Raw genomic sequence first — 25,706 nt, forward strand, 5'->3', positions numbered from 1 at the left:
AATGTCTGGATTGATCGTCTGCGCCGCGCTGCGCAGCGGAAGCACGCTGCTGTGCGAGCTGCTCAAGGCGACGGGGGTCGCCGGCGTCCCCAACGAGTGGTTCCAGCACTTCAAGGACACAGGGCTCGCCGACCAGCCGCGCCAGTACCTGGCCGGGCTCGACGATCCGCTGGTCAACTCGCTGCTCCCCCCACTGGACCCTGGTACCCCGCAAGCGGCGTTCGACTTCGACGCCGTGCGCCGCGCCGGGACGACGCCCAACGGCGTGTTCGCGGCGAAGATCATGTGGAGCCACACGGATGACCTGTGGGCGCGGCTCGGCGGGCGCTCGCTCGAGGACGTGTTCGGGCCGCTGCGCTACTTCCAGGTGCTCCGGCGCGACAAGGTCGCGCAGGCCGTGTCGCTGTGGACGGCGATCCAGACGCAGGCGTGGCGCGACGGCGACGCGACGCAGGCCCAGCCGGTCTACTCGCACGCGGCCATCCGGCATTTGATCGAGTGGCTGACGCTGCTCGAAGTCCGCGGCCACCTCCCGCATGACGTACACGGCCTCGGCCTCGAGCGCCTGCAGGTGCGTGAGGGTCCTCACGCGGCCTGCGCGGTCTCGGCGTGGTAGCGCGCGACCCACGCGGCCGAGTGCCCGTTCGCCTGCCGCCGCATCGGCGCCGGCGGAGCGGGCACGCCCGCCAGCGCCTCGATCACCGGCGACGGGTCGCGCACGAAGTCCTCGTAGACGACGACGTCGGGGTCGCGGTGCGCGAGCCACGCCGGCCAGGCACGCTCCCCCGCGCGGCAACGCGTTCCGGGGCGAGTTCCCGCACGGCGAGGCCGGCGCCGTCCCGGTCGACGCGTACGAGCCGAACCCGAACGGGCTCCACACCGTCGTCGGCAACGTCTGGGAGTGGACGGTCGGCGGGCGTCCAACGCGGCGGCTCCTCCCTCTGCCACCCGTCCTACTGCCGGCGCAACCGGCTCTTCGGCCGCAGCACCGGCGACGCGCCGGTGGGCCACGTGGGCTTCCGCGTAGTCTCCGCCCCATGGAGCAACGGGAACTCGGCGACTCCGGGCTGAAGGTCTCCACCGTCGCGCTCGGGTCGTGGTTGACCTACTCGGGCGGGATCGGGCGCGAGCAGACCGAGGCGTGCACGCGGGGGGCGTTCGACGCCGGCATCACGCTGTTCGACACCGCGAACGTGTACGGGACGGGCGCCGCGGAGCGGGCGTGGGGCGAGATCCTGCGCGACTACCCGCGGGACTCGTACGTGCTCGCGACGAAGGTCTTCTTCCCCATGGGCCCGCGCGACCGCGGCCTCTCGCGCCAGCAGATCCTCAAGCAGATCGACGGGTCACTGGAGCGGCTGCAGACCGACTATGTCGACCTCTACCAGTGCCACCGCTACGACTCGTCCGTGCCGCTGGAGGAGACGATGGGTGCGCTGACGGAGGTCGTCGAGGCGGGCAAGGCGCGCTTCATCGGCTTCAGCGAGTGGCCGGCGGACAAGATCCAGGCCGCGCTGGATCTCCCCGGCGTGGCGAAGTTCGTCTCCAGCCAGCCGCAGTACAGCGCGCTGCACCGGACGCCCGAGGCCGAGGTGATCCCGGTGTGCGAGGCGAACGGCATCAGCCAGATCGTGTGGTCGCCGCTCGCGCAGGGCGTGCTCACCGGCAAGTACCTGCCCGGCGCGAAGGTCCCGGCGGACTCGCGCGCGGCGAACAAGTCCATGAACCGCTTCATCAAGCAGTGGCTCGACGACGAGACGCTGACGGCCGTGCAGGCGCTGCGGCCGATCGCCGATCAGGCGGGCGTCAAGCTCTCGCAGCTCGCGCTGGCGTGGGTGCTGCACCAGCGCAACGTCACGTCCGTGATTATCGGCGCCACGCGGCCCGAGCAGGTGCACGAGAACGCGGCCGCAGCCGAGGTGCAGCTGTCCGAGGACACGCTGGCCGCGGTCAACGACACGCTCAAAAGAGCGGCGGTGTTGTGAGCAGCGGCTCGATCCGCCAGCCATCCGAGCCGGCGGTGGCGTGCCAGAGCGCGTCGAAGCCCTCCTGCGGGGTGGGTGTGACGAGCCGCTTGGCGACGTCACCGAGGCCCGCCATCGGCACCACGCGCTCGCGCGTGGCGTTGCGGGCCCGCGCGGTGGCGAAGTCGACGTCCACGAAGTAGCCGACGACCGTGAACCCCGCCTCCCGCGCCGGAGCGACGTAGCGAGCGCGCTCGGCGACGGTCGGGTTCGTGTTGTCGACCACGAACGGCATCTTGGTCTCCAGGCAGACGCGCAGGAACGCCGCCTCGCGAGCGCGCGTGCGCAGCAGGTCCATCGAGATCCGCACGTGCGTCTCCAGGAACCGCTCGCGGTACAGCGTCGTCTTGCCGGACGCCTGCAGCCCGCAGAGGATCACCGCTTCCATGCGCGCATGATGGCGGGGGTCCTCGACGATCCCGCCGGCGGCCGGCTCACGACGCTGAGGGCGTGCGTCCGGACGCACGGGTCGTCCGCGACCGCGACCAGGTCCAGGCGGCCTGGGAGCGCACGTTCCCCGACAAGTGGTGAAGCCGCACCCGGGGCGTGCGTGCGATCCTGCGCGGATGCCCCGGCTCGCCGCACCGATCCGACGTCCAAGGGCTGACGCGACGGGGGAAGCCACTGGATTCCCGCGCTCGACGGGCGTAGCGTGGGCGCAACGGTGAGCACCGGCCTCCCGAGAGAAGACGCGAAGATCGCCTTCGACCGCGAGCGGCGGCGGCGCGTGCTGTCGCAGCTGGCGTCGCGCCTGCGGTTCGAGCCCGACGACGTGAGCCACATGCTTCCGTTCGACGAGGTCGTGGCCGCGCTCGGCGCGACGTCGCGGGTGGACCTCGGTGAGCAGGTGATCTCGCTGGACTCGATCGTCGGCACCGTGGACCGCCGGCGCGGGGAGTTCGACCGCAACTTCCGCCCCTCCCCCGGCACGCGCGGCCGCTGGGAACGGATCGCCGAGGCCCGCAAGCGCGGCGAGGCGATGCCGCCGATCGACGTCTTCCGGATCGGCGACCTGCACTTCGTCCGCGACGGCCACCATCGCGTGTCCGTCGCCCGCGCGCTCAAGGAGAAGGACATCAACGCGCGCGTGACGGAGGTGCGCACGAAGCTCGGGGCGGGGCGCGAGCTGCAGATGGCCGACCTGCCGCTCAAGCGCCACGAGCGCGTCTTCCACGAGCGCGTGCCGCTGGCGCCGGACAAGCGCGCCCGCATCCAGCTGTCCGACGAGTGGCGCTACGCGCAGCTGGCGACGCTCGTGGAGGGCTGGGGCTACCGCGTGTCCCTGGACCGCGAGCGCCTGATCGGCCGCCGCGAGCTCGCCGAGCTGTGGTTCGACGAGGAGTACGAGCCCGTCGTCAACGTCCTGCGCGAGGCCGGCCTCGGCGGCGGCGGCACCGAGACCGAGCGCTACCTGCGGATCGCGATGCTGCGCTTCCTGCTGCTGCAGACGCACGACTGGTCCGACGAGATCGCCGAGAAGCTGGCCGGCGAGGTGAAGTCACCGAGCGCCGCCTCCGAGGCGGACACGATGACCCACCAGATCATCAAAGAGCTCCGCGACTAGGCGCGCGTGCAGAACGTCCACGCGATGCGCGCCCGGGTGCGCGCGGACTACGAGGCGGCACTGCGGTGGGCGGAGGGCGACGACGCGTTCGCGGTGCGCTTCGAGCGCTTCTTCACCGAGCTGCGCGACCCGCTGGTGGCGTTGTACGGGGACGACGCGCGGTTCGCGAGCGCGTGGGAGCGGCTGCTGCGCGCGATCGCCGCGACCGCCGCCGAGCGCCCGCGCGCGCTGCGGATGCTCGACCACGAGCGCGAGGTCACGCCGGACTGGCTGCAGCGCGAGCAGGCCGTCGGCTACGTGACCTACGTCGACAAGTTCGCGGGGACGCTCGCCGGCGTGCGCAAGCGGTTGCCGTACCTGCGCGAGCTCGGCGTCACCTACCTGCACCTGATGCCGCTGCTGGCGGCGCGGCCGGCGCCCAACGACGGCGGCTACGCGGTGGTGGACTACGGCGCCGTCGAGCCGGCGCTGGGGACGATGGACGACCTGCGCGCGCTGGCCGACGACCTGCGGGAAGCCGGGATGGCGCTGTGCGTGGACCTCGTGCTCAACCACGTCGCGGCCGAGCACCCGTGGGCCCGCGATCCCGCGTTCCTGCGCACGTCCCCGGACCGCGAGCAGCCGGACGCGTTCGAGCGCACGCTGCCCGACGTGTTCCCGGACACCGCTCCCGGCTCGTTCACGTGGAGCGACGAGCACCAGCGCTGGGTCTGGACGACGTTCAACTCCTACCAGTGGGACCTCGACTACACGAACCCGGACGTGTTCGTCGCCATGGCGGAGGCGATGCTCGGCCTGGCCGCGGTGGGCGTCGACGTCCTGCGCCTGGACGCCGCGCCGTTCCTGTGGAAGCGGCTCGGCACCAACTGCCAGAACCAGCCCGAGGTCCACGAGCTGCTGCAGGCGTTCCGCGCGGCCATGCGGATCGCCGCGCCCGCCGTCGCGTTCAAGGCCGAGGCGATCGTCGCGCCGCAGGACCTCGTCCCCTACCTGGGCACGGGCAAGCACGAGGGCAAGGAGTGCGACCTCGCCTACCACAACGTGCTCATGGTCCTGCTCTGGAGCGCGCTCGCCAGCGGGCGCGTGGAGCTGATGACCTCGACGCTGCTGGCGATGCCCCCCGTCCCGCCCGGCGCCGGCTGGCTCACCTACGTGCGCTGCCACGACGACATCGGTTGGGCGATCACACCCGACGACGCGGCGCGCGTGGGCGAGGACGCGTACCTGCACCGGCGCTTCCTCGCCGACTGGTACGCCGGTGAGTTCCCGGGCACGTTCGCGCGCGGCGGCCGTTTCCAGCCCGACCCGCGCACGGGTGAGGCGCGCACGTCCGGCACCTGCGGCTCGCTGGCCGGGCTCGAGAGCGCGCCGGACGAGCCGGCGGTCGAGCTCGCGATCCGCCGCGTGCTGCTGCTGCACGCGATCGCGTTCGCGCACGGCGGGCTGCCGTTGATCTACATGGGCGACGAGCTCGGTCTGCTCAACGACGCCTCCTACCGCGACGAGCCGGACAAGGCCGACGACAACCGCTGGATGCACCGGCCGGCGATGGACTGGGACGCCGCCGCGCGCCGCCACGACCCCGACTCGGTGCAGGGACGGCTGTGGGCTGGGCTGCGGCGGCTGATCGCGGCGCGCCGCGCGACCCGCGCGATCCACGTTCAAGGCGTCGTCGAGCCGCACTGGACCGGCAACGAGCATGTCTTCGGCCTGTTGCGCGAGCAGGCCGGCGAGCGCTTGCTCGTGCTCGGCAACTTCACCCCCACGCCGCAGGCGGTCACGTCTGAAGCGCTGCGCGGCTTTGCGGTGGACGCCGCCGCGGGCGAGGTCGACGGGCGCCCGGTCGAGCTCCACGAGGCTGCCGTGGTGCTGGCGCCCTATCAGCACCTCTGGCTGCATGGCTAGGGAATTTCCGCGTACTGGACGTTTGTACGGCGACTTCCCCCGGCCCGTGTCACATCATGGCTCGCATGACGCACGGGGGCTGGGCCGACGAAGACGCCGACATCATCGCGATGGACGAGCATTCCGCGCTCTGCCTCGCCGCGCACGAGGCCGGCAGCCCGCTGTGGCGCGCGCTGGTGGAGGGCACCAGCCTCGAGAAGCTCGTCGAGTCCGTGTCGGCGCAGTACGCCGCCGCGCCGAACCAGCTGGCGTCGGACGTCGACGAGCTGTTCGCCGTCTTCGACGCGCGCGGGCTACTGAACGGGTAGCGCCGCGGCCTCGGCCGCGAGACGCTCGACGTCGCCCTTGGTCATCCAGGACCCGCCCACGCACACGACGTTCGGCAGGGCCAGGTACTCGGGCGCCTTCGCCGCGTCGATGCCGCCGGTCGGGCAGAAGCGCATCTGCGGGAACGGGCCCGCCAACGCCTTCAGCGCCTGCACCCCGCCGTTGACCTCCGCGGGGAAGAACTTGGCGTGGGTGATCCCGCGCTCGAGCAGCGCCATGACGTCCGACGGCGTCGCCGTGCCGGCCAGGAACGGCACGCCGCTGCCCTGCAGCGCGTCCAGCAACGCGGGCGTGGCGCCAGGGGAGACGAGAAAGCGCGCGCCCGCGCTGAGCGCGTCGTCGACCTGCTGGCGCGTGGTGACGGTGCCGGCGCCGACGACGGCGCCTTCGACCTCGGCCGCGATCCGCTCGATCGCGGCGAGGGCCGGCTGCGTGCGCAGCGTCACCTCGATCGCCGGGAGGCCGCCGCGCACGAGCGCGGCGGCCAGCGGGACGGCGTCGTCGAGCTCGTCGATCACGACCACCGGGACGACCGGGGCCAGCGCGACGAGTGCTTGCGTGGTGAGAGTCACGGTCGTCATGCAATCACCACCTGGGGAGGAAGGCTGGGCGCGAATACGGAGGCGCCCTCGTCCGGACGGCCGACGCGCTCGCGGAAGCCCGCGAACAGCTCGCGGCCGGTGCCGTGCGTGGCGTACTCGGGGAACCACGGCTCGCGCTCGTTGAGGTCGACGTCGATGTCCAGACGGCCGGCCTCGGCGTCGACGCGGATGACGTCGCCGTCGCGCACGCGGGCGAGCGGGCCGCCCGCGGCGGCCTCGGGCGTGCAGTGGATGGCGGCCGGGACCTTGCCCGAGGCGCCGGACATGCGGCCGTCGGTGACGAGTGCGACGCGGTGGCCGCGATCCATCAGCACGCCGAGCGCCGGGGTGAGCTTGTGCAGCTCCGGCATGCCGTTCGCGCGCGGGCCCTGATGGCGGATGACGGCCACGAAGTCGTGGTTGAGCTCGTCGCGGTCGAACGCCGCCAGGAAGTCGAGCTGGTCGTCGAACACGCGCGCGGGCGCGGTCACGACGCGGTGCTCGGGCGCCACGGCGCTGACCTTCATGACGGCGCGGCCGAGCGCGCCGTCCAGGACGCGGATGCCGCCGTCGGGCGCGAACGCCTCGGCGACCGGCCGCAGCACCGACTCGTTCTTGGACCCGCGCGCGGCCGGGCGCCAGTCCAGCGTCCCGTCCTCGTGCAGGAACGGCTCATCGCGGTAGCGGCCGAGGCCGTGCCCGGCGACGGTGTCCACGTCCGGATGCATGAGGCCGGCGTCGAGCAGCTCGCCGATCAGAAACGGCATGCCGCCCGCCTGCTGGAAGTGGTTGATGTCCGCGGCGCCGTTCGGGTACACACGGGCCAGCAGCGGGACGTGCGCGCTCAGGTCGTTGAAGTCGTCCCAGGTGAGCGTGATGCCGGCGGCGGCCGCGGTCGCCACGAGGTGCATCGTGTGGTTGGTGGAGCCGCCCGTGGCGAGCAGCGCGACGACGCCGTTGACGACGACCCGTTCGTCGACGATCTCGCCGATCGGCGTGGCGTCGAGCACCGCGCGGCCGGCGTGCTCGGTCAGGGCGCGGCGCAGCGGCGTGCCAGGGTTGACGAAGCTCGCGCCCGGCAGGTGCAGGCCCATCGCCTCGAGCACGAGCTGGTTGGAGTTCGCCGTGCCGTAGAACGTGCACGTGCCGGCGGAGTGGTAGGACGCCGACTCGGCCTCCAGCAGCTCCTCGCGGCCCACCTTGCCCTCGGCGTAGAGCTGGCGGATGCGGCTCTTCTCGGTGTTGGGCAGGCCGCTCGGCATCGGGCCGGCCGGGACGAAGATCGTCGGCAGCTGCCCGAAGGAGAGCGCGCCGATCAGCAGCCCGGGGACGATCTTGTCGCACACGCCGAGCATCAGCGCGGCGTCGAACATGTCGTGGCTGAGCGCGACGGCCGTGCTCATGGCGACGACGTCGCGCGAGAACAGGCTGAGCTCCATGCCGGCGCGGCCCTGCGTGATGCCGTCGCACATGGCGGGCACGCCGCCGGCGAACTGGGCGACGCCGCCGGCCTGCAGGACGGCCTTCTTCAAGATCGCGGGGTAGCGCTCCAGCGGCTGGTGCGCAGAGAGCATGTCGTTGTAGGCGGAGACGATCGCCACGTTGCGGCGCTCGGCGCCCATCAGGTGGAGCTTCTCGTCGGGCCCGCAGGCGGCGAAGCCGTGGGCGAGGTTGGCGCAGCCCAGGGCTCCTCGCGCCGGTCCTTCGGCGGCGGCCGCCCGGATGCGCTGCACGTACGCGCCGCGGCGCTCGGCGGAGCGGGCCGCGATACGGGCAGTGACCTCGGCGATGACGGGGTGCATGGGTCTGACGGTACCGGCGCAAGCGCTTGCGCGCAAGCGCTTGCGGGATCTCTTCACAGCCCGTTAAACTTCGTCCCGTGGTGACCATGTCCGAGGTGGCCAAGCTCGCGGGCGTGTCCGTGACGACGGTCTCGCACGTCATCAACGGGACCCGCCCGGCGAGCGAGAAGGCACGCCGCGCCGTGCTCGACGCGATCGAGCGCACGGGCTACCGGCCCAACACGCTGGCGCGGGCGCTGGCCCGCGGCGGCACGCAGTCGCTGGGGCTCGCGATCTCCGGCCTGTCGAACCCGTACTTCATGGACGTGGTCGCCGCGGTCGAGGCCGCGGCGGGCCGTGCCGGCCACACCCTGCTGCTCGGCGACACGCGCGAGGACCCCGAGCACGAGCTGCGGATCGTGCGCACGCTGGCCGAGCGCCAGGTCGACGGGCTGCTGCTGGCGCCGTCGGTCGGTGCGCTGGAGTCCGCGTTGCCGTATCTGGAGTCGGCCGAGATCCCCGTGGTGCTGCTGGACCGCTTCCTCGACGTCGCGCTCGACCAGGTCGGCTGCGACAACGAGCAGCCGACGGCCCGCCTCGTGGAGCACCTGGTCGACATCGGCCACACGCGGATCGCGATGGCGATCGGCATCCCGGGCCTCTCCACGACCGAGGAGCGCGTGCGCGGCTACCGGATGGCGCTCGACCGCGCCGGCGTGCCGTTCGACCCGGCGCTCGTGGCCGAGGGCGGCTCCCAGCGCGACCAGGCGCGCGCGGCGATGCACGCGCTGCTGGACCTCGACCAGCCGCCGACCGCGGTGGTGTCCGGCAACAACTTCATGACCATCGGCCTACTCCGCGCGATCAACGAGCGCGACCTGACGGTCCCCGAGGACATCGCGCTCGTGGCCTTCGACGACTTCGAGTGGGCCGACCTGTTCGCACCGCGGCTGACCGTCATCCGCCAGCCGACGACCGAGCTCGGCGCGCGCGCCGTGGAGCTGCTGCTCTCGCGCCTACAAGACCCGTCGCGGCCCGTCAGGACCGAGCGGCTGGAGGCGACGTTCGTGCACCGTGACTCCTGCGGGTGCACAGGATCGTCACGCGCAGCTCACGCGCTCGCGTAACCCTGATGAACATGGTCCCCTCCAACCCACGGGAGCTGGGCGTCTCCGCCCTGCTCCTCTCCATCTACGTGTCCGCACGTGGAGGCGCGTCCGTCGCCGGGGCGGCGCGCAGGTTCTTCCGGTAGACCCAGAGGTCGGCGGGGCGCGCGAGCTCTGGCTCGTCGAAGTCCCGTCGGCCGACCTGCCGGTAGCCGAGCCGGGAGTACCAGTCGTGCAACCGGACCTTGCTCGGGAGCGGCGCGCCGCGCGGGATCAGCAGCTCGAGCTCCATCTCAGAGACGTCGTACGCGGACTCGGCGAACGCGATCAGCGCCCTGCCCAGCCCGGTTCCGTGCGCGGCGGGGTCGACGGACAGCATGCCGAACATCGCGGTGTCCTCGTCGAGGCGCTGGATGCGCACGCAGCCGACCGGCGGGTCGCCGGCCACCGCGATCTCACCCGCCGCGACGAGCTCGCGCATCCGCTCGGCGCTCACCCGCCGCCAGCCCGGCCGCCAGAGGCCGGCCTCGCCGCTGTCGTAGGCGGCGTTGACGATCCGCGCGAGCTCGGCCTCGACGCCGTGTCCGCCGAACGCGATCTTCACCGCGCGAGCTCGCGGGCCCGGGCCAGCGCGTCCTCGCGAGTGACGATCTCCCCCGCGTACCGATCCTCCTCCAGCTGGGCGAGGATCGTCCCGAGCTGCTTGCCCGCGGGTACGCCGGCCTCCTTGATCAGCTCGTCGCCGCGCACCAACGGCTTCGGCGGGCCGGCGGCGTCCTCCTCGCGCGCCGCCGCCAGCAGCTCGCGCGCGACCTCGAGGTGCGCCTCGATCGCCGGCCCGCTGTTGTCGCCGCGCGTGGCGAGCCGGTCGGCCACGGTGAAGATGGTCGTGTCGGCGCTGTAGGGCTGCGTGGCGCGCAGGTAGCGCCAGACGATCCGCCGGTCCAGCGGCCGCTCGTGCACGAGGAAGCCGGCGTCGAGGTGGTGGAGCGTGACCGCGGCGACGTAGTCGCGCAGGCGCTGGGAGGACTTCAGCCGCCCGAGCACGTCGCGCGCGAGCTGCGCGCCCGCGACGTCGTGACCCATGAACGTCACCCGGCCCTGGTACTCGCCGCGCGTGTCGGGTTTGGCCGCGTCGTGCAGCAGGGCGGCCCAGCGCAGCGCCTCCCCACGGGTCAGCTCGTCCGACAGCGGCTCGGCGAGCAGCGTCCGCACCGCGTCGTCGAGGCCGGCCGCCGCCGGGTCGCGCTGCAACAGCGCGACGGCGTCCAGCACCTCCAGGGTGTGGTCGTGGACGTCGAGATGGTGGAAGCGGCTCTGCTCGATCCCGTGCAGCGCCGTCAGCTCCGGCAACACGACCTGCGTCAGCCCGTACGCCTCCATCGCCGCGAGCCCGCGGCGCACGGCGTCGGCGCTCACCACCCGCTTGAGCTCGCCGAAGACGCGCTCGTTGGCGACCGCCGCGATGCCGGCGGCGTGCCGGGCAGCGGCCGCGCCCGTCGGCGGGTCGATCTCCAGCCCGAGCTCGACCGCGATCCGCACCGCTCGCAGACTGCGCAGCGGGTCCTCCTCGAGCGCCCGCTCGCTCACCATACGCACCAGCCGGCGCTCGAGGTCGGCGCGGCCCCCGTGCGGGTCGACGAGCTCGCCGCCCGCGAGCGGCTCGGCCATCGCGTTGATGGTGAAGTCGCGCGCCGCAAGGTCGGCGACGATGTCGTCGTCGCGCAGCGTCACGAGATCGATGTGCCAGGCGTGCTCCGGCCCCACCACCCGCCAGGCGCCGAACGCGCCGCTCAGCTGGAACGCGGTGCCGCCGGACGCGCGCGCGATCGCCTTCGCGCAGCGCTTCGGGTCCCCGGGAAGGGCGAGGTCCACGTCGTCGGTGTCGCGCCCGAGCAGCTGGTCGCGGACCGCGCCGCCGACCAGCCAGGCCGTCTCGCCGGCCAACGTGGCGCGCGCGATCTCGAGCGCCTCACTCATAGGTCCGCGGCACGCGCGCCGTCAGCCCGCACGTGATCTCGTAGTTGATCGTGCCCAGCTTGGACGCGAGCTCCTCCGCGAGCAGGCCTTGGCCGATCAGCACGGCCTCGGTGCCGAGATCGACCGGGTCCTCGCCGAGGTCGACCGTGATGTTGTCCATCGAGACCGTGCCCGCGAGCGGCACCCGCCGCCCGCCGACCAGCACCTCGGCGCGGCCCGTGAGCCCGCGCCGGTACCCGTCGCCGTAGCCGATCGGGATCGTGCCGACCCACGTGTCACGCTCTGCGATGAAGCGCCGCCCGTAGCCCACGCTGTCGCCGGCCCGCGCGCGCTTGACCGCGGCGACGTAGCTCACGAGCGAGAGCGCCGGCTCGAGCCCGTGGTCGGCCGGGTCGCGGTGGAACGGGTCCATGCCGTAGATCGCGATCCCGCAGCGCAGCAGGTCCAGCCGCGCTTCCGGCTCCCCCAGCGCGCCCGCGGAGTTGGCGGCGTGGCGCATGACGCCGAACTGGTCGGCCCAGGGCACGAACCGTTCCAGCTGCTCACGCATGAACGCGGGATCGTCGTCGGCCGTCGCGAAGTGGGTCATCACCCCCACGAGCCGGTCGCCGGCGGCGGCCGCCACGCGCTCGGCCTCCGCCGGGTCCCGCGTGCCCAGCCGCCCCATGCCGGTGTCCAGCTTCACGTGCACGCGCGCGGAGGGGGGCAGCCCGGCGACGAACGCCTCCCGCCACGCGATCACGTCGGCCTCGGCGCGCAGCGCCGTGCGCAGCTCGTCCGGCGCGAGCGCGCCCATCACCAGCAGCGGACCGGAGATCCCCGCCGCCCGCAGCTCGGCCGCCTCGTTCGCGGTCGCCACGGCGAGCCACGCCGCGCCACCGCGCTGGGCCGCGCGCGCCGCCTCGACCGCCCCGTGCCCGTAGCCGTTGGCCTTGACCACCGCGCACAGCGGCCCGAGCGTCGCGAGCCGCGCGCAGTTGCGCTCGATCGCGCCCGTCGAGATGCGCGCGAGCGCTCTCACTCCGCCGTCAGGGCGTCCAGGACGTCGATGCGCGTGACGACGCCGATCAGGCGCCCGTGCTCGACGACCGGCAGCCGGTTGTGCTTGTGGCGCGCGATCACCCGCCCGGCCTCGGCGACCGTCGCGTCGGGCTCGATCGTGATCGGATCCTCGGTCATGACGTCGGCGGCCTTGGCCCCGATCGCCTTGCGCAGGCGCTCCTCGAACTTCTTCGTCGACTCCAGGAACACGATGCCCCCGAAGAGCTCGATGTAGTGCGGGAGGTGCAGGTCCTCGGTCTCGCCCACCATCACCAGGTCGGACTCGGTGATGATCCCGACGCAGCGCCCGCCCTCGTTGACCACCGGGACGCCCGGGAGCTCGTGGTCGCGCAGCGTGTGCACGACCTGCTCGATCGGGTCGTCGGGATAGACCGAGGGGACGTTCGTCTCCATGATGTCGCGGACCGTCAGCGCCATGTGCTCGGCGAGAGGTTAGGCGCTGAGCGCCGCGGGCAGCGCAGCGATGACGTCCGAGGCGATCACACCGTCCGGCCCATGCGGCGCCGCGGCGATCTGCCCCGCGCGCACGTGCGCGTAGACGCCGGCGCACGCGGCCTGCGCCGTCGGCATCCCCTTGGCCAGCATCGCGCCGATCACGCCCGCCAGCACGTCGCCGGTCCCGGCCGTCGCCAGCCCCGGCGCGCGCCCACGCGAGATCGCCACACGGCCGGACGGGTCGGCGATCAGCGTGTCGTCGCCCTTGAGCACCACGAACGCGTGCGTGATTGCCGCCGCCTCGCGCGCGTGACGCAGCCGCGAGCGCTCCACGTCCTCCGACGTCGTGTCCAGCAGCCGCGCCAGCTCCCCAGCGTGCGGCGTGAGCACGGTCGGCCAGCGCCGCTGGGGCAGGATCTCCTCGACGCTGCCGACCAGCGCGTTCAGGCCGTCCGCGTCGATCACGAGCGGCACGTCGATGCGCGGGATCACCGCGCGCGCGAGCGCCTGCGCGTCCGGGGCCTTCGACAGGCCCGGACCCAGCACCACGGCGTCCGCGCGGCCGATCGCCTTGAGCACCTGCTCCTCGCCCGAGACGTCCAGGTGCCCGTCCCCGTCCTCGGGCAGCCCGACCATCATCGCCTCCAACAGTCTCACCGTGAAGCTGAGCTCGAGACTGGCCGGCGCGCCGACCGTCACATAGCCTGCGCCGGCGCGCATCGCGGCCAGTGCGCTCATGGACGGCGCGCCCGTCAGCCCGCGCGAGCCGCCGACGATGAAGACGTTGCCGGAGGAGAACTTGGTCGACTCGGACGTGCGCCGCGGCATGTCGCGCAGGACGCCCGCGCCGATCAGCCCCGCGTCCGGCCGCGCCGGGCCGCCGCGCGGGATGCCGATCTCCACGACCTCCACATCGCCCGCGTAGGCCTTCCCCGGCCGCACCCAGACGCCGAGCTTGGGCCGGTGGAACGCGACCGTCGCCACGCAGTGCACCGCCGGGCCCGCCACCTCGCCGGTGGTTGCGTCCACGCCCGAGGGGATGTCGGCCGCGATGACCGGCGCCCGCGCCGCCTCCATCTCCTCGATCACGCGCGCGGCCGGCTCGCGCGGCACCCCAGACGACCCCGTCCCGAGCAGCGCGTCGACGATCACGTGCGCCTTGTTCAGCCGCCCCGCCTCGAACGGGATCGGGCCCGCCCCGGGGAGCTTCTTGATCTGCGCCTGGGCGTCCTCGCCCATCCACTCGGGCGGCCACACGGCGTGGACCTCGACCTCGCGCCCGGCCGCGCGCAGCAGCCGGGCGGCGACGATCCCGTCCCCGCCGTTGTTGCCCTTGCCGCAGACGATCGCGATCCGGCCCGCGGGTGCGCGCCGCGCGATCACGCCCGCCAGCCCTTCGCCGGCGCGCTCCATGAGCTGCTCGACCGGCACCTTCTTCTCGCTGATCGCCCAGCGATCCAGCTCACGCATCTCCCCCGCCTCGAGCAGGGGCTCCATCCATCGGGGGAGCGCAGTCATCGGGCCGGAAAGTTATCCGGCGCGAGGACGCAAAGCGGGCAGCTAAGCGGGCAGCCCGGAGATGCTGCGCAGCTTCGACGCCGCCCGCACCGCTTCTTCGCGCGAGTTGACCTCGAGCTTGCGGTACAGGTTCTTCAGGTGCGAACGGACCGTCTCGCTCGACAGCACGAGCTGCTTGGCGATCTGGTCGGTCGTCGCGCCCGTCGAGAGCAGGTCCAGTACCTCCCACTCGCGGTCGGTCAGCCGCGAGCGGACCGGACGCAGGCCGGCGCCGCCGGTCGGTGAGGCGCGATAGCGCTCGATCAGCTTCATCGCGAGCTGGCGCGAGATCGCGGCCTCACCGTCGAGCGCGCCGCGCAGCGCGCGCGGGAGCGCCTCGAGCTCGACCTCCTTGGACAGATAGCCCGACGCGCCGGCGCGCAGCCCGCGCAGGCCGAGCTCCTCGTCGCCTGCACCCGTGAGCAGCACGATGCGGATCGACGGGTCCTGCTCATAGATCCGGCGTGTGGCCTCGATGCCGTCCATCTCGGGCATCATGTAGTCCATCACGACGACGTCCGGGCGGTAGAAGAGCGCGAGCTCGACGGCCTCGCGGCCGGTGGACGCCTCCGCGATGACGGTGACGTCGGCGCGCTGCAGCGTGTCCCGGATGAGACGACGCACCAGCGGATCGTCATCCGCGATGATCGTCCGCAGCACCGTCTCTTGTGGGTTGTCGTCCTTGTCAATCACTGGCGGAGCCTCCGGGTCCGTGCAAGCCGCATGGTACGTAGGTCATCGGCCGCTGTGGGGGATTTTTCTGCCCGCGGGGGGTCGGATATCCGTTTAGTGGGGTATTGAAGTCCCCCACGGTCGGCAGAAACGAGCCCGACCTGGTCAGGTGAAGACCACCTTCCACGACCTAGGTCTAGCCGCGAGGCTGTTCCCGTGTCCAAGTGGCAAGGCGAACACGGAACGCGGTCAAGCCTGGCTGGCCTGCGCGAAGCGGACGACGTCGATCAGACGCTCCAGAACCTGCTCCGCGCGCTGACCCTGAACCTTGAACTTCGCGCACGCTACCGCGTGTTCGAGTTCGAGGCGACGCAGGACGGCCATGCGGAGACCGCCCGGCTCTTCCACGAGCTCCGCGAGTCGGCAGGCGAGCAGATCGCCGGCCTGATGACCGGGCTGCGCGATCGCCTGGGCCCGGACGCAGCGTCCACTGAGGGAATTGCATGAGTCACCGTCAAGGAGGAAGCATGACCATCGGCATCGTTGGGCTCGGCTACGTCGGCCTTCCACTGGCCGTCGCGTTCGCCGAGGCCGGCGAGCGAGTGATCGGCATCGACACGAGCGTGGCCAAGGTCGCCTCGATCCGGCGCGGAGAGTCCTATATCGAGGACATCCCGTCGGAGCAGCTCGCCGCCGTCCGCCCGCAGCTGGAGGCCACCACGCGCACCTCGCGCCTGGCGCTCGCCGACGCGATCATCATCGCCGTCCCGACCCCGCTGACCGCGAACCGCGAGCCGGATCTCGGCCCGCTGCTCGCCGCCGCCCAGTCCGTCTCGGACGTGCTGCAGGCCGGCCAGCTCGTCGTCCTCGAGTCCACGACGTACCCGGGCACCACGCGTGAGCGCTTGCTGCCGATCCTGGAGGAAACGGGCCTGCAGGCCGGCGTCGACTTCCACCTCGCCTTCTCGCCCGAGCGCGTCGATCCGGGCAACGAGACGTTCAGCCTGGAGAACACGCCGAAGATCATCGGCGGCCTCACGCCCGCGTGCGCCGCGAAGGCCGAAGGCCTGTACGGCAAGGTCTGCGAGTCCATCGTTCCCGTGACCACCCCTGAGGTGGCCGAGATGGCGAAGCTGCTCGAGAACATCTTCCGCAGCGTGAACATCGCGCTCGTCAACGAGCTCGGAATGCTGGCCGAGCGCATGGGCGTCGACATCTACGAGGTCATCGACGCGGCCGCGACCAAGCCGTTCGGCTACATGCGCTTCGAGCCGGGCCCCGGCATGGGCGGCCACTGCCTCCCCGTGGACCCGTTCTATCTGTCCTGGAAGGCGCGTGAGTACGACTTCTCGACCGAGTTCATCGAGCTCGCCGGCAAGGTCAACCAAAACATGCCGTACGTCTGCGTCGAACGCGCCGAGCGCAAGCTCAACGACCTCGGCAAGGCCGTCAAGGGCTCCAAGATCGCGATCCTCGGCGTCGCGTATAAGCCGGCCGTCGGCGACACGCGCGAGTCGCCGGCGCTGAAGATCATCGAGCGCCTGCAGTCGCTCGGCGGCAACGTCGTCTACCACGACGAGTTCGTCCCCGAGTTGGCGAAGTTCGGCCTCACCAACACGTCCCTCGAGGACACGCTCGACGGCGCTGACATCGCGCTGATTGTCACCGCTCACCCGGGCATCGATCACATGGCCGTCGCGGCGAAGGTGCCGACGGTCGACTATCGCGGGGTCACCCGCACCACGCGGGCGGCAGCGAGGCCGCCCATGAACATGGCCGTCCTGCCTCAGCGGGACGCCGACATCGAGCCCACGGAGGTGGCGGCATGAAGCGTCTGATGATCGTGGCGGACCATTCGTTCGTCGTTCAGGCCATCCGGATGGCGCTGCGCCAGACGGCCGGCTTCCAAGTCGTCGGTTTCTTCGACGGACGCAACTCGATCGCCGAGGCGCTCGCGGAGCTCAAGCCCGACGTCGTCCTGGTGGACGACATGCAGGAGATCGAATCTGCGATGTCGCGCCTGAAGGAGATCAAGGCGCTGGCGCCGGATGCCACCTCCCTCATGCTCACCCTGCGGATGGATTCGGATTCGCTCGACGCCGCGTTCGCGGCCGGCGCGAACGCCGTCGTGTCCAAGAACGTGCACCCGGTGTCGCTGGGCACGCTACTGCGCGAGATCTCGCTCAACAACGTCGTGCACCGCTACGAGCCGCGCGCGGCGACGGTCGCCGAGACCGACTGCCCGCTCACCGACCGTGAGCTCGAGATCCTCCAGCTCGTCGCGGAGGGCCACACCAACAGCCGCATCGCCCGCCAGCTGTGGGTGACCGAGCAGACCGTCAAGTTCCACCTGTCGAACACCTACCGCAAGCTCGGCGTGGCCAACCGCACCGAGGCCAGCCGCTACGCGCACGTGCACAACCTCACCGCGCCGGAGCGCCTCGCTTCCTGACCGTGACCGCCTCGCTGCCGGCTGGGTCCGCCCCGGCCAACGAGGCGCCCTACCGCCTGCTCCGCGACGTCGAGTTCGGAGCAGGCGTGCTGGTGTACTCGTTCACGAACCTCTACGGCTGCCGGATCGGCGACGAGAGCCGCATCGGCACGTTCGTCGAGGTCCAGCGCGGGGCGTCGATCGGCGCGCGCTGCAAGATCCAGAGTCACACCTTCATCTGTGATGGCGTCACGATCGGCGACGAGGTGTTCGTCGGCCACGGCGTCATGTTCGTCAACGACAAGCGTCCCGCGGCGACCTCCGCGATTGGCAGTCTGCAAACGGAGGCGGACTGGGAGCTGTTGCCGACCGTCGTCGAAGACCGTTCGAGCATCGGAACGGGAGCTGTGATCCTCGGTGGTGTGCGGATCGGCGCGGGCGCGCTGATCGGCGCCGGCGCAGTCGTCACGCGTGACGTCGCACCGGGGGAGACCGTGGCCGGAGTGCCCGCACGCGCCACGTTCGCGACCGCCCAAAGCGGACGGGCCTGATCTACCCATTCGTAGTACGCACCCGCCCGGGCCGACGGGGACACTTGCGGCTCTAAGACCATGACTTCCACGCACACTGAAATCCCGCTCACCCGTCTCGACAATGCGGATCCCGCGCTGACCGAGGAGCTTCTGGCGGTCGTCGGCGATCTGGCTTCCCGCTCGGCCTTCATCGGCGGCCCAGAGGTCGACGCCTTCGATCGCGAGTTCGCCGATTACTGCGGAACCGCTCACGCCGTCGGGTTGTCTTCGGGCACTGAGGCGCTGGCCCTGGCGTTGCGCGCGCTCGGCGTCGGTCCCGGAGATGAGGTCATCGTCCCGGCGAATTCGTTCATCGCTACAGCCGAGGCAGTCACGCTCGTCGGGGCACAGCCTCGGTTCGTCGATGTCGATCCGGACACGGCGCTGATGACGGCGGCGCACCTCGCAGCGGCCATCGGCCCGAACACCCGCTGTGTCATGCCCGTCCACCTGTATGGGCGCACCCTCGACCTGGACCCGATCGTCGAGGTCGCGCGCGCCGCCGGCCTGTTCGTGGTCGAGGACGCTTGCCAGGCCCACGGCGCGTTCTTGGGCGAGCGCCGAGCGGGCTCGATCGGCCACGCGGCCGCGTTCTCCTTCTACCCGGCGAAGAATCTCGGCGCCTGGGGTGACGCTGGGGCGATGGTGACCAACGACGAGCAGATCGCCGACACCGTGCGTCTGCTGCGTTCACACGGGGAGCGCCCGCGATATCACCACCGGATGCCGGGCACGACGGCGCGTCTGGACGCCATCCAGGCCGCGGTGCTGCGCGTCAAACTGCCTCGCCTCGAGGCAGCCAACGCCGGTCGCCGGCGCGCCGCGGCGGCCTTGACGAAGGCGCTCAGCGGCGGGCCGGTGCGCACGCCGGCTCCGGCCACAGACGGCGGGGATCACGTCTTCCACCAGTACGTCGTCACCACGCCGGCCCGCGACGCGTTGCGTGAGCACCTCGCGGCACATGGCGTTGCGAGCGCCATCCACTATCCGGTGCCGATCCATCTGACGCAGGCCTACGCCGCGCAAGGCGAGGGACCGGGCTCACTTCCGGTCGCCGAGCGGCTGGCCAAGCAGTCGTGCACGCTCCCGATGTGGCCGACCATGGAAGATCACGTGATTGAGCGCGTCGCCGAGGTCGTGCACGACTTCCAGGCGCTGGACGAGGCGGCCTGATCCACGTGAGCGCTCTGGACGAGCCTGGCCTGTTCGGCCCGGATGCCGCCGAGTTGATGACGGCAACGGCGGCGCTCGACGAGCCGCGCAGGCTGTTCAGACGGCCGCAGAGCCGTGGCTGGCTCGTCCGCAGGGCGCTCGTCGCCGCCGACGTCGTCGGGCTCACGGCGGCGTTTGTGATCGCGCTCGCGGTGCTGGGCCGGCATGGCCAGCTGCGCTCGGCGACCGAGCTGCTGCTCTTGCTCGGCACACTTCCAGTGTGGGTGACGGCGGGCAAGCTCTCCGGGCTCTATGACCAGGACGAGGAGCGGACCGAGCATTCCACCGTCGACGAGCTCGCCGGCGTCCTCAATCTCGTAACGATCGGCGTTTGGACCTTCTACGCGGCCACGTGGGTGACCGGCGTCACGACGCCGAGTCCGGCGCGCATGGTCCTGTTTTGGCTGCTCTCGATTGCGCTCGTGACGACTGGTCGCGTGGTCGCGCGCTCGCTGTGTCGCAAGTCCAGCGCCTACATGCAGAACACGCTGATCGTTGGCGCCGGTGACGTCGGCCAGCTGATCGGCCGCAAGCTCAAGCAGCATCCGGAATACGGCATCAACCTGGTCGGCTTCGTCGACGACGCGCCCAAGGAGCGCCGCGTCGAGCTCGACGATGTCACCATCCTCGGCCCGCCGGAGTTGCTGCCGGAGATCGTGCGTGCCTACGGCATCGAACGCGTCCTGATCGCGTTCTCGAACGCCCCTCACGACGAGACGCTGCAACTGGTCCGTGCCGTGCGCGATATGGGCGTGCAGATTGATCTCGTACCGCGGTTGTTCGACATCGTGGGTCCGCGCGTCAGCGTGCACACCGTTGAGGGCCTTCCCCTCATCGGTCTGCCGCCGGTGCGCCTGACGCGGTCCTCGCGCTTCGTCAAGCGGACGATCGACATAGCCGGATCGCTCGCCGGCCTGATCGCCACCGCACCGCTGTTCGCTTTCATCGCGTGGCGGGTGCACCGGGACTCGCCAGGCCCCGTCTTCTTCCGGCAGACCCGCATCGGGCTGGACATGAAGGAGTTCACGACCCTCAAGTTCCGCACGATGTTCGTCGACACCGACGACAGCGAGCACCGTGCGTACATCAAGGCAACCATGGACACCAACGCCGCGCCCGAGGGCAACGGCCTCTACAAGCTCGAGCGCCAGCACGCGATCACGCGCAGCGGTCACTGGCTTCGCAAGACAAGCCTCGACGAGCTCCCGCAGCTGATCAACGTGCTCCGCGGCGACATGTCGCTCGTGGGTCCGCGCCCGTGCTTGGCGTACGAAACCGAGAGTTTTGAGGTCCATCATTTCGAGCGCTTCCTCGTCCCTGCAGGTATCACAGGCCTGTGGCAAGTCACCGCTCGGGCGCACGCGACGTTCCGCGAGGCACTCGACCTGGACGTCGCGTACGCGCGTGGGTGGTCACTCACGCTCGATCTGCGTCTGCTGATCCGCACGCCGGTGCAGCTGCTGCGCCGCCGCGGAACTGCATGAGAGTTCGCTGAATCCGCGACGTTCGGCCAGTTTTCGCGAGCGCGCCAGTTCCAGATACTCGGAGGCGTAAGCACAGCTCCTACGGAGGGAAGCTCGAATGAGGAAGACGGTCGGATGGATCGTGGCCGTGGCCGTAGCGTCGCTATTGGCAGCGCCGCTTGCTCACGCGGATGGAACCGAGACGCTCGGGGTGCCCAGCATCCCGATCGCGACCGGGTCGGCATCGCTCGTCGCTGGCGTCGGGACCAAGGACTTCCCCGGCACGCCGGTCTCATTCACGTTCGACGTGCCGGCGAACGCGACGATCAAACAGGTGCTTGCCTACTGGCACGGTCACGCCTGGTATGAGAATCAGCCGGACTCCCAGATCTCGTTCAACAACAAGAGCGTCACCGGGTCGCTCATCGGCGGCCCGTCGACCTTCTATCAGGGCGAGGTGTTCTGGACCTACCGCGCCGACGTGACCAACCTCGCGTTGGTCGCCGCCGGCACCAACACGGTCACGGTCTCCGACATGCACTTCCGGTCCACGTCGTTGCCGCCGAGCGGCAACGAAGGCGCGGCGCTCGTCGTGATCTACGACGTCCCCGGGACGTCCAAGTTCGCTGGGCTGCGTGACGGCAACGACCTCGCCTATGAGGGGTTCAGCGGCGACTTCAAAAAGACGGTGCCGCAGACGTTCAACTTCGCGGGCTCGACAACCGCGCGCGCCGGCTCGCTGGGCCTTCTCGTCGGGAGCGCCTACGGGCCGGCCTCGACCGGCGTCTACGGCAACGTGGTCAAGGGCACGTTCAACACGGGCGAGACATTCTCGATCGTGAATCAACTGCAGTCCAACGAGGGCTGGCAGCTCGACACCGCGAACCTGCCGATCACCGTTCCACCGAACGCAACATCGGTGACGATCGAGCTGGTCTCCGAGGGAGGCGACACCCCCGGCTCTCTGACGTGGACCGCCGCGACGCTCAGCATCGAAGGCGGACAGACGCCTCCCACCGAACAGCCGTGCGTGCCCGGTGCCGACAACGCCAAGTACCAGGCGTGGGTGAACTGGTGGAAGACCTACCTTGCCCAGAAGTTCGGGCAGGCGTACGCTGATAAGTTCCTTAAGTACTTCGGCGGCCCAGACTGCAATACAGGCGACGGCGACGGTTGCACCGTCAAGAAGACGACGTTCGGCTTCTACTGGCACCGGAGGGACTGCGCGCCGCCGGCCGACACGTGCCGCAACCCGAAGACCCTTGTCGAGCTGATCAAGTTCTTGGCCTGGCGCAACGACTGGTGCCGCCGCTAGCGACCGCCGCTGAACGCCTCGCGCCGGACCCCACCCGGCGCGAGGCGTCGGTTTCAACGCTCGTCGGCGCCCGCGTCGCAGCCTGTTGACGGGCGGGACTGGCCGTCGATGTCCGCTTCAGGGCACGCGGCCTTGACGTAGCCGTCGAGCGGACTGGTTGCGCCGACGAGGTGTGCGTCGGGCGTGGTGTTGCTATTGGACACGACGCGGGCATCGAGCGCGGTGATCGTGGTCCCGAGCGTCAGCGCGTTCGTGCCGCAGACCACCGAGCCGCCGTAGAACAGCTCCCAGCTCGAGGCAGGGAGCGCTGCCCACGCACCACCTGATCCGCACGCTGATCGGACGTTGATGCCGAGGCGGACGTTGCCGCTCAGGGTCACGCCCGGGTTGCCCTGCGTGCAGCCGCCGCTGATGTCAAAGCCCGACCCGCCCAAGAACGAGTTGTTCCGGATAACGACATTGCTCAGGTCCGTTCCGCCGTAGATGTTGCAGTGGCCGGAAATACCGAACGCGAAATCCAGCCGCCCACCACACGGCGCCGACGAGTTGTTGCACGTCTTGGTGAACACGTTGTTCTCGATCGTCAACCCCGTATACCCGTAATCAGCCGTAAAGCCGCCGCCCGCGTTGGAATACGTAAAGAAGATGTTCCCGCCGTTCGCGCAATTGACGAACGTGTTCCCACGAATCGTCAGATTCCGCGGATACGAGACATACATGCACTCCCAATGCGGATCATTCGACCCCCCGCCACCAAAAAACGAGTCATCAGCACCGAAATCGTGCACCAAATTGCCCTCGACCACATGCCCCTCGTTGTACTGCGTGCAATGCGCAAACCCCGCCTCGCAGTACTCAATCGACCCGTTATCGCAATTCCCACCGCCACCATCGCTATCGATCGTGTCACACGGACCGATGTCATTGTTGCGATACGTCACATTGTTGCTGTTGTCAATCTGCCAACCACCGAAATCAGCACCCTGCAACGTCACAAACTTCGAACCACCCGAAGCGTAGGCACCGTACTGATTGCGCTCAGAGCCACTACCCGGAATCGTCGTGGTCACCAACCGGGCGCCGACACCATTGCGCGCACCGCCACCGTCGACGGTCACGCGTGACGCGCTTTGGAACTGAAGGTTGCCGTTGAGCCGGGCGGCCTCGCCGCCAGCCACGCGCATGATGCAGTCGCTGGTGCGTGAGTTGCCGCCCGTGACGGTCTGACCACCGTAGGTCCCGCCCTTGATCAACACCGTGTCCCCGGCGCGGCAGACGTCGTTGGCCGCGTCCAGCGAGCCGCACGCGGCGGCGTCGTTGTAGGCGGCGGGCGAAGCCTGACGAGTGCACGAGCCGCCGTTGGGGTCGACCCAAAAGTGGGCCACTCGTGGATCCTCGGGGGTCACGGTCGGCGTCACCGTCACCGTCGGGGTCACGGTGACCGTGGGCGTGACCGTGACGGTCGGCGTGACCGTGACGGTCGGCGTGACCGTGACGGTCGGCGTGACGGTGACCGTGGGCGTGACGGTGACCGTGGGCGTCGGCGTCACGCACGCCGCGGTCGACGCGGTGCCCGCGGCCTCCGCGCGGTTGGACGCGTTACCCGCCGCGTCATACGCCTCCAGAGCGAAGGTGTACGACGTCGCGCAACTCAACCCGGAGAACGTGTACGACAGCGCCGTCGTCGTCCCGACGAGGGTGCCGTTGCGGTACAGGCGGTAGCCCGCGACGCCGACGTTGTCGCTCGCCGCGCTCCACTTCAGGCCGACCGACGTCTGACCCACGCCGTCCCAGGCCATGCCCTGCGGCACCGACGGCGCCTGCGTGTCCGGCGGCGCCGTGGCGGTGGGCGTCGGGGTCGGGCAGGCCGACGTCGTCGTCGTGCCCGTGGCCTCGGCCCGGTTGGACGCGTTGCCCGCGGCGTCGTAGGCCTCGAGCGCGAACGTGTAGCTCGTGTTGCAGGCGAGGCCGGAGAACGTGTACGAGAGCGAGGTCGTCGTGCCGACCGCGGTGCCGTTGCGGTAGAGCCGGTAGCCGACGACCGCACGGTCGTCGGTCGCGGCGTTCCAGCGCAGGCCGACCGAGGTCTGCGTGACGCCGTTCCACGCCATGCCCGTCGGGACCGAGGGCGCCCGCGTGTCGGGTGCGGCGGTCGCCGTCGCGGTGGCCGTCGCCGTCTCCGTGGCGGTGGCCGTCGCGGTGACCGTCACCGTGGGCGTCGGCGTCGGAGCGGCGATCGTGAACGTCCGCTGCGCGGGGCTCGCGACGTTGCCCGCCGGGTCGGTCGCCCGCACCCGGAACGTGTACTCGCCGGCGCCCAGGCCGCTGTAGCGCTGCGGGCTCGAGCACGCCGTGTACGTGCCGTTGAGCGTGCAGCTGAAGGCCACACCGGCCTCGTCGGCGTCGAAGCCGAACGTCGCCGCGCCGGCCTCGCCGCCCGGGCCGGACGTGATCGAGACGACGGGCGCGCGGACGTCGACGCGCACCGTGCGCGCGGCCGAGGCGGCCGACGTGTTGCCGGCCGCGTCGGCGACGGTGACCGTCAGAGCGTGCGAGCCGTCGGCGAGCCCGGTCACGCTGGTGGAGAACGCACCGCCCGAGGACGAAACCGTCGTGGCGCGCGCCGTCGGGCCGTCAAAGACCGTGATCGTCGCGTTCGGCTCCGCCGTGCCCGTCACGGTGACGCTCGAGCTGTTCTGCAGGCGGTTGTTCTCCGGAGCGGTCAGCGTCGCGGGCGAGGGCGCGATCGTGTCCACGCGCACCGAGCGCGCGCTTGACGGCGCCGAGGTCCCGGCCGCCGTCGTCGCCGTGGCGGTGTAGCTGTGGAGGCCGTCGGTGACGCCCGCCAGCATCAGCGACCACGTCCCGGTGAGCGACGCCGTCGCCGTGCCGCGCGTCACGCTGCCCTCGCGCACGGTCACGGTCGCGCCGGCGACGGCCGTGCCCGAGAGCGCGACCGTGGACAGGCGGCTCCAGCCGCCGTCCACCGGCGCCGTGATCACGGGCGCGGCAGGCGGCTGGGGCGTGGGCCCGCCGCCGACGACCACGGAACGCACGGCGGACAGGGCGGAGACGTTGCGGGCGAAGTCGGTCGTGCGGGCCGTGAAGTTCACGCGCGCGCCGTCCTTGAGGCCGGTGAACTCACGGCTCCACGTCCCGCTCGAGGCCGCGACCGTGCCGCGGGGCTGGCCGTTCTCGAACAACTCGACCGTCGTCCCGCTCTCGGCGGTGCCCGACAGGGTCATCCTCGTCCCGACGCCGGCGCCTTCCGCCGGGCTGGTGATGACCGGCGCCGCCGGCGCCGTCGTGTCGATGCGGACGACGACGATGCTCGACGCGGGCGACTTGCCCGTGGCGTCGGACGCGGTCGCGGTCAAGAGCCGGTCACCGTCCGGCACCGTGATCGTGCGCGTCCAGGTGCCGGAGCTCGTGGCGGTCGTCGTACCGCGCGAGACGGAGTCGACCAGCACGTCGACCGTGGAGCCGGCAGCAGCCGTACCCGAGACGGTGAGCGAGGAGCTGTTGCTCCAGGAGTAGCTCGTGGGCGACTTCACCGACGGCGCCGCAGGAGCGGCGGTCGCCACGGATGCGTGAGCGAACGCGAACAGCGCACCCACCAGGACGACCAGCACGGCACGCGAGGTGCCTGGGACCCTTCCCCCCGACAAGCTGACCTCTCATCTCGCGCGCCGCGGCCCCCATGCCTGGGCACGTCATTC

Annotated in this window: 24 protein-coding genes and 1 pseudogene; 14 read left to right on the top strand and 11 right to left on the bottom strand. The window is 71.0% G+C overall.

Annotated elements, in window-relative coordinates; all coding sequences use genetic code 11:
• The first annotated feature begins 1 nt into the window (after position 1).
• A complete protein-coding gene (locus OJ962_RS12590; protein WP_202957906.1) occupies positions 2 to 616 on the top strand; it encodes a Stf0 family sulfotransferase in 615 nt (204 codons plus the stop codon).
• Here the strand turns inward: OJ962_RS12590 and OJ962_RS12595 are convergent.
• A complete protein-coding gene (locus OJ962_RS12595; RefSeq protein WP_255526268.1) occupies positions 586 to 720 on the bottom strand; it encodes a hypothetical protein in 135 nt (44 codons plus the stop codon). The two genes, OJ962_RS12590 and OJ962_RS12595, sit on opposite strands and share 31 nt — an antisense overlap.
• Before the next feature lie 122 nt (positions 721 to 842).
• On the opposite strand from OJ962_RS12595, the pseudogene OJ962_RS34415 reads away from it, so the two are divergent.
• Positions 843 to 899 (top strand): annotated as a pseudogene (locus OJ962_RS34415) (hypothetical protein); the annotation flags it as partial.
• A gap of 138 nt (positions 900 to 1,037) precedes the next feature.
• Positions 1,038 to 1,985 (top strand): aldo/keto reductase family protein, encoded by a 948-nt coding sequence (locus tag OJ962_RS12600; protein WP_202957905.1) that lies wholly within the window; start codon positions 1,038 to 1,040, stop codon positions 1,983 to 1,985.
• Here OJ962_RS12600 and OJ962_RS12605 read toward each other — a convergent pair.
• On the bottom strand, positions 1,963 to 2,412 hold the full coding sequence (locus tag OJ962_RS12605) for an ATP-binding protein (RefSeq protein ID WP_202957904.1): 450 nt from the start codon (positions 2,410 to 2,412) through the stop codon (positions 1,963 to 1,965). The genes OJ962_RS12600 and OJ962_RS12605 overlap by 23 nt on opposite strands.
• Positions 2,413 to 2,688: 276 nt before the next feature.
• On the opposite strand from OJ962_RS12605, the gene OJ962_RS12610 reads away from it, so the two are divergent.
• The 3 genes from OJ962_RS12610 to OJ962_RS12620 all read left to right on the top strand — a co-directional run bounded on the left by OJ962_RS12610 (position 2,689) and on the right by OJ962_RS12620 (position 5,801).
• The gene (locus tag OJ962_RS12610) at positions 2,689 to 3,588 is read left to right on the top strand and encodes a hypothetical protein (RefSeq protein ID WP_202957902.1); all 900 of its coding nucleotides are present in this window, start codon (positions 2,689 to 2,691) and stop codon (positions 3,586 to 3,588) included.
• A gap of 6 nt (positions 3,589 to 3,594) precedes the next feature.
• The gene (locus OJ962_RS12615) at positions 3,595 to 5,493 is read left to right on the top strand and encodes an alpha-amylase family protein (RefSeq protein ID WP_202957901.1); all 1,899 of its coding nucleotides are present in this window, start codon (positions 3,595 to 3,597) and stop codon (positions 5,491 to 5,493) included.
• 65 nt (positions 5,494 to 5,558) lie between these two features.
• Positions 5,559 to 5,801, top strand: a complete 243-nt coding sequence (locus OJ962_RS12620) for a PqqD family protein (RefSeq protein WP_270006374.1) — start codon at positions 5,559 to 5,561, stop codon at positions 5,799 to 5,801.
• Here the strand turns inward: OJ962_RS12620 and eda are convergent.
• Positions 5,787 to 6,401 carry a bifunctional 4-hydroxy-2-oxoglutarate aldolase/2-dehydro-3-deoxy-phosphogluconate aldolase gene (gene eda, locus OJ962_RS12625; RefSeq protein ID WP_202957899.1) on the bottom strand — a complete coding sequence of 205 codons (615 nt, stop codon included), beginning with the start codon at positions 6,399 to 6,401 and terminating at the stop codon, positions 5,787 to 5,789. The genes OJ962_RS12620 and eda overlap by 15 nt on opposite strands.
• Positions 6,398 to 8,203: a phosphogluconate dehydratase gene (gene edd / locus OJ962_RS12630; protein ID WP_202957898.1), complete on the bottom strand. Its 1,806-nt coding sequence runs from the start codon at positions 8,201 to 8,203 to the stop codon at positions 6,398 to 6,400. Before edd ends, eda begins: the two co-directional genes overlap by 4 nt.
• A gap of 86 nt (positions 8,204 to 8,289) precedes the next feature.
• Between edd and OJ962_RS12635 the strand changes: the two genes are divergently transcribed.
• Complete coding sequence (locus OJ962_RS12635) at positions 8,290 to 9,309, top strand: LacI family DNA-binding transcriptional regulator (protein WP_238932509.1); 1,020 nt, start codon at positions 8,290 to 8,292, stop codon at positions 9,307 to 9,309.
• Between the two features lie 64 nt (positions 9,310 to 9,373).
• Here the strand turns inward: OJ962_RS12635 and OJ962_RS12640 are convergent, their stop codons facing one another.
• From OJ962_RS12640 to OJ962_RS12665, 6 genes are read right to left on the bottom strand one after another with little or no spacing between them, the layout of a single operon-like run.
• Positions 9,374 to 9,892, bottom strand: coding sequence for a GNAT family N-acetyltransferase (locus OJ962_RS12640; RefSeq protein WP_202957896.1), 519 nt, complete (start codon positions 9,890 to 9,892; stop codon positions 9,374 to 9,376).
• Positions 9,889 to 11,268: an HD domain-containing protein gene (locus tag OJ962_RS12645; protein WP_202957895.1), complete on the bottom strand. Its 1,380-nt coding sequence runs from the start codon at positions 11,266 to 11,268 to the stop codon at positions 9,889 to 9,891. Before OJ962_RS12645 ends, OJ962_RS12640 begins: the two co-directional genes overlap by 4 nt.
• A complete protein-coding gene (gene alr / locus OJ962_RS12650) occupies positions 11,261 to 12,289 on the bottom strand; it encodes an alanine racemase (RefSeq protein WP_202957894.1) in 1,029 nt (342 codons plus the stop codon). Before alr ends, OJ962_RS12645 begins: the two co-directional genes overlap by 8 nt.
• Complete coding sequence (locus OJ962_RS12655) at positions 12,286 to 12,747, bottom strand: CBS domain-containing protein (RefSeq protein WP_202957893.1); 462 nt, start codon at positions 12,745 to 12,747, stop codon at positions 12,286 to 12,288. Before OJ962_RS12655 ends, alr begins: the two co-directional genes overlap by 4 nt.
• Positions 12,748 to 12,762: 15 nt before the next feature.
• On the bottom strand, positions 12,763 to 14,283 hold the full coding sequence (locus OJ962_RS12660) for an NAD(P)H-hydrate dehydratase (protein WP_202957892.1): 1,521 nt from the start codon (positions 14,281 to 14,283) through the stop codon (positions 12,763 to 12,765).
• A gap of 42 nt (positions 14,284 to 14,325) precedes the next feature.
• Complete coding sequence (locus tag OJ962_RS12665) at positions 14,326 to 15,015, bottom strand: response regulator (protein ID WP_202957891.1); 690 nt, start codon at positions 15,013 to 15,015, stop codon at positions 14,326 to 14,328.
• Between the two features lie 195 nt (positions 15,016 to 15,210).
• Here OJ962_RS12665 and OJ962_RS12670 point away from each other — a divergent pair, with 195 nt between their 5' ends.
• From OJ962_RS12670 to OJ962_RS12700, 7 genes are all read left to right on the top strand, one after another.
• Complete coding sequence (locus tag OJ962_RS12670; RefSeq protein WP_202957890.1) at positions 15,211 to 15,501, top strand: hypothetical protein; 291 nt, start codon at positions 15,211 to 15,213, stop codon at positions 15,499 to 15,501.
• Between the two features lie 20 nt (positions 15,502 to 15,521).
• The gene (locus OJ962_RS12675; protein ID WP_202957889.1) at positions 15,522 to 16,823 is read left to right on the top strand and encodes a nucleotide sugar dehydrogenase; all 1,302 of its coding nucleotides are present in this window, start codon (positions 15,522 to 15,524) and stop codon (positions 16,821 to 16,823) included.
• On the top strand, positions 16,820 to 17,446 hold the full coding sequence (locus OJ962_RS12680; RefSeq protein WP_202957888.1) for a response regulator transcription factor: 627 nt from the start codon (positions 16,820 to 16,822) through the stop codon (positions 17,444 to 17,446). The genes OJ962_RS12675 and OJ962_RS12680 overlap by 4 nt, the downstream gene beginning before the upstream one ends.
• Before the next feature lie 2 nt (positions 17,447 to 17,448).
• Positions 17,449 to 17,976 (top strand): acyltransferase, encoded by a 528-nt coding sequence (locus OJ962_RS12685; protein ID WP_202957887.1) that lies wholly within the window; start codon positions 17,449 to 17,451, stop codon positions 17,974 to 17,976.
• 60 nt (positions 17,977 to 18,036) lie between these two features.
• Complete coding sequence (locus tag OJ962_RS12690; RefSeq protein ID WP_202957886.1) at positions 18,037 to 19,170, top strand: DegT/DnrJ/EryC1/StrS family aminotransferase; 1,134 nt, start codon at positions 18,037 to 18,039, stop codon at positions 19,168 to 19,170.
• A gap of 5 nt (positions 19,171 to 19,175) precedes the next feature.
• Positions 19,176 to 20,693 carry a sugar transferase gene (locus tag OJ962_RS12695; protein WP_202957885.1) on the top strand — a complete coding sequence of 506 codons (1,518 nt, stop codon included), beginning with the start codon at positions 19,176 to 19,178 and terminating at the stop codon, positions 20,691 to 20,693.
• A gap of 190 nt (positions 20,694 to 20,883) precedes the next feature.
• The gene (locus OJ962_RS12700; protein WP_270006375.1) at positions 20,884 to 21,987 is read left to right on the top strand and encodes a hypothetical protein; all 1,104 of its coding nucleotides are present in this window, start codon (positions 20,884 to 20,886) and stop codon (positions 21,985 to 21,987) included.
• Between the two features lie 53 nt (positions 21,988 to 22,040).
• Here OJ962_RS12700 and OJ962_RS12705 read toward each other — a convergent pair whose 3' ends face one another.
• On the bottom strand, positions 22,041 to 25,619 hold the full coding sequence (locus OJ962_RS12705; RefSeq protein ID WP_202957883.1) for an Ig-like domain-containing protein: 3,579 nt from the start codon (positions 25,617 to 25,619) through the stop codon (positions 22,041 to 22,043).
• Between the last annotated feature and the right edge of the window lie 87 nt (positions 25,620 to 25,706).

The organism is Solirubrobacter deserti, assembly GCF_027587175.1.
GTDB lineage: Bacteria > Actinomycetota > Thermoleophilia > Solirubrobacterales > Solirubrobacteraceae > Solirubrobacter > Solirubrobacter deserti.